Below are 3,160 nucleotides of genomic sequence, written 5' to 3' on the forward strand. Positions count from 1 at the left end.
TATGTATTGTCTGTTCCGCAGAGCTACCAGTTTCGTCTGCAAGCCGATAGTTCTAGGTGGGATAATCGCCCCCGTGGGTTTGAGAATCTGTACTTAACGGGTGATTGGATCGATAATAGTTTCAATTCTGGGTGTATCGAAGCGACTACGATCGCAGGAATGCAAGCTGCACGGGCAATTGTTAAACAGCAGTTCGAGCAGAACTATCGTCGTCAGCAGGTTGTTGGTGAGAATGATGCTTGGCCTAAACCTCAATCACTACACTTAAAGATTGAGAGTTAGGGAAAAGAGATAGAGGCAAACAGGGTAAGCAGGGAAAACGCCCTCAGATTGAGTACAGCACATCGCCTGGTACAGTTCACAAATCCAATAAAATTGCTACATCGTTACCTCAAAGCATTTCTCCTTGTCTCCTTTGTTATCATCTTCTTTTCAAGTCTTCAAACCAAAAGTATTGGGAGTATCTCATCTAAGCTACTTGGGGTACTCCTTTTGCTTTTAAAAAATTACAGGTAAACGGCTATGAATCAGATTATTGGAGATTTTATCGAAGAAGCGTTAGACAATCATAAACTTTTTATGATTGAGTTTTTAATTCACGCTATTCCTATTGAAAGACGAAAGCCAATCAGATATTTATCTATGGCTTTTGTTGCTGATTATTTAGCTAATGTGTTTCCCATTACCGAAGAAAATGCTACTTCTTTTGGGCAGCAACTCCATCTGAAAAGTGCAGCAACTTACATGACTAATGAACTATTAGAGAATTCAATGAAGTTTCATGATGGCAACATCAATTACCCTGTGAAATTTGGAATTTGCTTATTTGAAAAAAATTTAGTATTTATTGGTAGTAATTGTGTTAACCAAACATGTTTGGCAAAATTTAATGATTTTATTGATGAGTTAACCCATTCTGACATCGATGAGTTGTATTTCCGCCAGCTTGAAAAAGGTGCTGAAGAGAAGAGTGAGGAATCTCAGTTAGGTTTTCTTAGCATGATGAATGATTATAGTGCTAAGTTGGGTTGGAAAATTGAAACCGTTAGAAAAGACGTTGAAATCACCACTCTGACTACAATGGTGCAGCTAACAATATAGATAACATAGGTTACTTAGATAGTAAGTCAGGAGCTTAAAAATGGAAATAAAGACGGATGGCTATCAGGTATGGTACGACCATAACATAGGTTATTTAGATAGTAAGTCAGGAGCTTCAGGATGGAAATAAAAACGGATGACTATCAGGTATGGTACGACCCAGGAACAGCAACTGTTTACTTCCAGGGTTTGCTGCGCGAAAGTGGAATAGCCGACTATAAAGCTATAGAGCAGTTACTTGAACAGATAATTACTCAAGAGCTACCGACACTTACAATGAACCTATTAGAGCTAGAATTTCTCAACAGTTCCGGGATGAGTGTCTTGTCACGGTTTGTGATAGGTGTGCGTAAGAAGAGAGGGATTGAGCTAGTGGTCAAAGCTGCACAGAGAATACCCTGGCAAGGGAAATCTCTGGGAAACTGGCAGCGATTGATGCCTAGTTTGACGCTGCAATGGGAGTAGCAAACCCATAAGGTGTGGGCTTGAGAATGAGGAGAAATAGACTAATCAATATTACATGCCTGCTGCTAGTGTTAGGTCAAAGCTTTTTGCAGGCTAACGCTGACGCTCTTGGTGTCCCTCAGTTGCTCTGCTTGATTCAGCCGTACTTGCGCGATCGCCTTTTCTTCGAGACGCTAGACTAACGGCACCAGCCAAGAAGATTGCAACGCTAGAATTCCCTAGGCTCTGATTATGTCGCCTTTGCCCCAGCCTCCTTCTTTGTCGGCAGTACGAGTTGGCATCTTACATTCCCAAACGGGCACGATGGCTCTGAGTGAGAGTCCGTTGATCGATGCAGCGCTTTTGGCGATCGCTCAAATCAATCAAGCCGGAGGGATTCTCGGTAAAACCATCGAACCGCTTGTCGTGGATGGAGCATCTGATCCGGCAGAATTTGAGCGCCAAGCGAGAACACTGATTCAAGGCGATCGCGTCGCTACCGTTTTTGGCTGCTGGACTTCTGTCACCCGCAAAGTCGTCAAACCCGTATTTGAGGAATTGAATGCTCTGTTGTGGTATCCCGTGCAGTATGAAGGACTGGAAAGCTCTCCCAACATCTTCTATACCGGCTCTTGTCCCAATCAACAAGTCGAACCCGCTGTAGCTTGGCTGCTCTCTAACCAGAAAAAGCGATTCTACCTACTCGGTTCCGACTATGTTTTCCCTCGTACAGTCCACAAACTGATCGCCTCGCAACTGAAACAACAGGGCGGGGAAGTGGTGGGGGAAGAGTACGTTGACCTAGGAGAAACTCATTTCACCGACATCATTAGCCACATTCGCGACCTGCGCCCGGATGTCGTCTTCAACACCCTCAACGGTGACAGCAACCCTGTCTTCTATCGCCAGTACCGAGACGCAGGTATCAAAGCAGAGGAAATTCCCATTCTAGCTGTGAGCGTAGCAGAAGCGGAACTCCAGGACATCGGGGATGCTGCTGTTGGTCATTACGGCAGTTGGAGCTACTTCCAAAGTATGGATACTCCCGAAAATCAGCGCTTTGTCCAGGATTTTCAGGCAAACTATGGTGCCCATCGAGTTACCTCCGACCCGATTGAAGCGGCTTACAGCCAAGTTTACCTCTGGAAACAAGCTGTAGAATCTGCCCAATCGTTTGAAGTGGATCGGGTACGGGTGGCAGCCTACGGTCAAAGCTTCGCGTCTCCAGGGGGATTAATCCAAATCGAGCCGAATCATCATGTTTGGAAGAACTGCTACATTGGACAGATTGTACCCGGTGGGCAATTTGCCATTCTCTCAAGCAGTCAGGCTGCGATTAAACCCCTGCCTTGGCTCGGCGTCGAAGAGCTAAAATTCGACAAATCACAATTAATTATTGATATCCTGGCTCAGGTGAGCCAAGGGATTCAGCAAACTTGGCTGAGCGAGCAAAAGTCTCGTCAACTCGAAGCCCTCACAGTTCAGTTGCAACAGGTCGAAGCCACTTTGCGAGAGAGTGCAAGCAAGTTAAGCAACCATAATTTAGTTTTGACAAAACTAGCCAAAAGTCCAGCTCTCAATCAGGGGGATTTAACCGCTGCTGTAAAAGAAATCA

Annotated in this window: 4 protein-coding genes; all 4 read left to right on the top strand. The window is 44.9% G+C overall.

The window, feature by feature from the left end; all coding sequences use genetic code 11:
* Positions 1-282 (top strand): hypothetical protein (locus V6C93_RS06955; protein WP_333475926.1); only part of this gene is annotated, 282 nt, incomplete at its 5' end.
* Between the two features lie 240 nt (positions 283-522).
* A complete protein-coding gene (locus V6C93_RS06960; RefSeq protein WP_333475927.1) occupies positions 523-1,101 on the top strand; it encodes a slr1658 superfamily regulator in 579 nt (192 codons plus the stop codon).
* Between the two features lie 120 nt (positions 1,102-1,221).
* Entirely contained in the window at positions 1,222-1,566 is a 345-nt protein-coding gene (locus V6C93_RS06965; protein WP_333475928.1) for a slr1659 superfamily regulator, read from the top strand.
* Between the two features lie 231 nt (positions 1,567-1,797).
* A partial coding sequence (gene urtA, locus V6C93_RS06970) for an urea ABC transporter substrate-binding protein (protein ID WP_333475929.1) occupies positions 1,798-3,160 on the top strand: 1,363 nt, incomplete at its 3' end.

The sequence above is a fragment of the Allocoleopsis sp. genome (assembly GCF_036703385.1).
Classification (GTDB): domain Bacteria; phylum Cyanobacteriota; class Cyanobacteriia; order Cyanobacteriales; family Coleofasciculaceae; genus Allocoleopsis.